At 60.2% G+C, this 3,618-nt stretch carries 5 protein-coding genes; 2 read left to right on the forward strand and 3 right to left on the reverse strand.

Annotated features, from left to right (window positions below; genetic code table 11):
* The 3 genes from NW819_RS13360 to xseA all read right to left on the reverse strand — a co-directional run.
* Nucleotides 1–561: tetrahydrofolate dehydrogenase/cyclohydrolase catalytic domain-containing protein (locus NW819_RS13360; protein WP_414414041.1), on the reverse strand; the 561-nt coding region annotated here is incomplete at its 3' end.
* 92 nt (nucleotides 562–653) lie between these two features.
* The gene (gene xseB / locus NW819_RS13365; protein WP_011431761.1) at nucleotides 654–890 is read right to left on the reverse strand and encodes an exodeoxyribonuclease VII small subunit; all 237 of its coding nucleotides are present in this window, start codon (nucleotides 888–890) and stop codon (nucleotides 654–656) included.
* Complete coding sequence (gene xseA, locus NW819_RS13370; protein ID WP_414414042.1) at nucleotides 871–2,151, reverse strand: exodeoxyribonuclease VII large subunit; 1,281 nt, start codon at nucleotides 2,149–2,151, stop codon at nucleotides 871–873. The genes xseB and xseA overlap by 20 nt, the downstream gene beginning before the upstream one ends.
* A gap of 73 nt (nucleotides 2,152–2,224) precedes the next feature.
* Here xseA and NW819_RS13375 point away from each other — a divergent pair, with 73 nt between their 5' ends.
* Together NW819_RS13375 and NW819_RS13380 are read left to right on the forward strand one after the other, a co-directional pair.
* Nucleotides 2,225–3,367, forward strand: coding sequence for an AI-2E family transporter (locus NW819_RS13375; RefSeq protein WP_238376832.1), 1,143 nt, complete (start codon nucleotides 2,225–2,227; stop codon nucleotides 3,365–3,367).
* A gap of 7 nt (nucleotides 3,368–3,374) precedes the next feature.
* A partial coding sequence (locus tag NW819_RS13380) for a hypothetical protein (RefSeq protein WP_414414043.1) occupies nucleotides 3,375–3,618 on the forward strand: 244 nt, incomplete at its 3' end.

Raw genomic sequence — 3,618 nt, forward strand, 5'->3', positions numbered from 1 at the left:
GGTGACCGTCGCATCGGCGGCCAACAACATCAAGCTCAAGGGCTTGCCCACCAAGATGCTGCGACCGACCACCACTGCCTTTCGGCCTGCAATCGGGATCCCTTCTGCCTGCAACAGGCGCATCACGCCCAAAGGGGTACAACTGCGTAGGCCGGGCTCGCCGCGCAACAGCCGGCCCAGGTTGAGGGGATGGAGTCCATCCACATCTTTGCCGGGATTGATGGCCAGAAGGGGGGGGATGGGATCCCAGCCGGGGGGCAGGGGCAGTTGGACGAGGATGCCATCCACCCGCTCGTCCTGATTGAGTTGGTCGATGGTGTCGAGCAAATGGGCAGGGGAGTCTTGGGCGGAAAAATGTCGGCCAAAAGAAGCAATGCCCAACCGCTCACAGGCCCGCTCTTTGCCGCGCACATAAGCCGCACTGGCGGGATCCTCTCCAACCCGCAGCACTGCCAATCCCGGTGGACGCCCCACCTGAGGTATCCAAGCTTGCACTTGGGCGGCCATCTCCGCTTGCAGACGGGCGGCTAAGGCTTTGCCATCGAGGATTTTTGCGGGCATGGGGGCGCAAGGATAAAGACAACCATCCAACGACCATCCATAGTGAAGCAGAATGGCAACAGCAGTGCAGGGGAAATGATCGGGTGGGATCCCTATGATTCGGGCAGGTCTTCTTCCTCTTGGCCCAATTGCTCGATGATGATCTCCACCTGCTGCCGCTTTTGCTCTAAAAAGTCCGCGCAGGTTTTCAGGGTTTGGGCGGCCTGTTGAAAGCGCTCCACCACTTCCGCCAGATCCAGTTCCCCCGATTCAATCTGGGCAATCAAAGTTTCCACCTCGGCAATGGCTGCTTCATAGCGCCACGGCTCCTCACGTTTGCGGCGGCTCATGGCTCTCCTCTACTCGTACCCATAGGCTTCCCGAGGCCAGTTGTATCATCAGGCGGGTTTGGGGAGGCAGGCGATGGGTGCGGATCAGGGATCCCTCTTCATCTCGCACCAAGGCATAGCCCCGTTTCAGAATGGCTTCGGGATCGAGCGCTTGGAGGCGATCTTGCAGGGCCTGTTGGTGCTGTTGGTGTTGCCGGAGGCGATGGCGCACGGCTTGGAGCAGGCGATGTTGGCGCTGGGTCAAGCGCTCCTGGGCCTGTTGCAACAGCCGCTCTGGATGCACGTAGACCAAGTGGTGCTGGGCCTGCTGCAAACGCTGCTGGGCTTTTTCCAAAGCTTGGCGGGTGCGTTCGATCAACTTCTGGCGCAACTGGGATCCCTGACGCTGCAATTCCCCCAGATCCGGCACGATCCGCTCGGCAGCTGCCGTTGGGGTATGGGCGGCGTAGTCGGCAGCGTAGTCAGCCAGGGTTTCATCCCGCTGGTGGCCAATCCCGGTGACCACCGGGATCCGACATTCGGCAATGGCTCGCACCACCCGCTCATCGTTAAAACAGGCCAAATCTTCGCTGGCTCCACCGCCCCGCGCCAAAAGAAGCACTTCCGCCCGCCCATCCTGTTCCACCCGGCGAATGGCCCGCACAATTGATTCCGGGGCCGCCTCCCCTTGCACTTGAGCTGGGGAGAACAGCACCCGTAGCCCGGGGTAGCGCTGGTTGAGGGTGCGCCGAATATCTCCCCAGCCGGCAGCGTGGGGGGAACTGACGACGGCAATGCACTGGGGATGAACAGGCAGAGGTCGTTGGTTATCGAACAAGCCCTCAGCACTGAGGTGGGCCTTGAGCTGTTGAAATCGCAACGCCAACAGCCCTTCCCCGGCAGGCAGCAATTGCCAGATGACGAGGCGATAATGGCTGCCGCCGCTATAGATGCCGATTTGCCCAAGGGCGAGCACCTGTTGCCCCACTTCCGGCCAGAAACTGAGCCGGGAAGTTTGGCCCTGCCAGACCACCCCCTTGAGAACGTCGCCGGTTTCCGGATCGACTAGGGTCAAGAACAGGTGGCCATTGCGGTTGCGCTGGCAACTGGAGACTTCCCCGCTCACCCACAGCCTGACCAAGTAGGGATCCCCGGCCAGCAGCGATTTCAAATAACGGGACACTCCCCCCACCGAGAGCAGGGGAGCTTCATCCGTGAGCAAAAACTCCATCCCACTGCTGCGGGCGGCTAAAGTCACTTCTGAAGGGACAGGATCGCGCATCCAGGGTTCTCGAATAGCGATGGGACTTGTCGGGATCCCATCTAGAATAGGCGACAACCGGGCGAGAGAGGAGGTGAGCTGGCGGGTGACCTTCGCCCAGTGGCTGGGGCTAGGGGCGCTGTTGGGCCTGCTAGTTCTGCTTTGGCAGATCCGGCAGATCCTGCTGTTGGTGTTCGCGGCCATTGTGTTGGCAGTAGCATTGGATACCTTGGCCCAGATCCCACAGCGCTACGGCTTTCGGCGTGGCCCCTCAATTGTCATCACCAGTTTGACGGTTTTGGTGGCCGCGATCTTGGTGGGGCTAATCGTGGTGCCCCCCCTGGCGGAGCAGTTGCGGTGGCTGTTTACCGATGGGGTGCCCGCCGGGATCGTGCAAGCGCAGCGGCTGTTCGAGAGCTTGATTCTCTCTTTGCCGACGGATATTGAGCTGCCGACGCTGCGGGAATTGGCCAATAGCTTGGTGCCCCAGGCCACCGAGTTGGTGCGACAGGTGCGCGACTTTTTCTCCGAGTCCTTCACTGCCTTTTTTGGCACCCTGCTCAACCTATTGTTTGTAATCATCCTCACCATTTTGTTGTTGGCGGATCCCCAAGCCTACAGTCGCGCTTTTGTCTCGGTTTTCCCGGCCTTTTACCGTCCCCGCATTCGCTACATCCTCAAGCGCTGTGAGCTGGCGCTGCGAGGGTGGCTGATGGGGATCCTGTTTACCAGCACCTTGGTGATGCTGCTGAGTGGGATCGGGCTGTGGATTTTGGGGGTGCCCCTGATCTTGGCCAATGCGGTGCTGGCGGGATTGTTCAACTTCATCCCCAATATCGGCCCCACCTTAAGCGTGGTAGCCCCCATGCTGGTAGCCCTCACGGATGCCCCTTGGAAGTCCTTGGCAGTGCTGGGGCTGTATATCCTGATCCAGCAGTTGGAAAGCAGCGTCTTCACCCCCATTGTTATGTCCCGACAGGTGTCGCTCCTGCCCGCCCTAACCCTAGTAGCTCAAGTTACTTCAGCCTTTTTCTTTGGGGTGCTGGGCCTGTTCCTGGCCGTGCCTTTGGCGGCAATCCTGCAGGTGTGGATTCAGGAGGTGCTAATTCGGGATGTCCTGGATCCCTGGCAGGGATCCCGATTGCGGCCCTTGCTCAGGTTGGAAAGTGGAGAGAATGGGATCCAGAGCTCCACCCAGGATCCCATCCCGCCGCCGCAATCGGTGCGAGATGGTTAAGGGAGCAATGCTCCTGGCTTGGCTCAGCCACACCAGCCTAGCTACGCGACCAAGAGAGCAGAAAGCGGTTCTTGCCCTGAAGGACTTGACCGGTATAAAGGCCCCGCACCGCTATCGCGAGCGAGAATCCAACAAGCGGCAACCGTGCGCCCAGGCAGAGGGGCATTGGGAGAACAGTGAGACCTACGGCCCGCTGCGCGAAGGGCATTCTATCAACTTTCTATCAACTCAAGGACTCCGTCCCGCTATTG

The sequence above is a fragment of the Synechococcus sp. R8-2 genome, from assembly GCF_047461715.1.
In the GTDB taxonomy this organism is placed as follows: domain Bacteria; phylum Cyanobacteriota; class Cyanobacteriia; order Thermostichales; family Thermostichaceae; genus Thermostichus.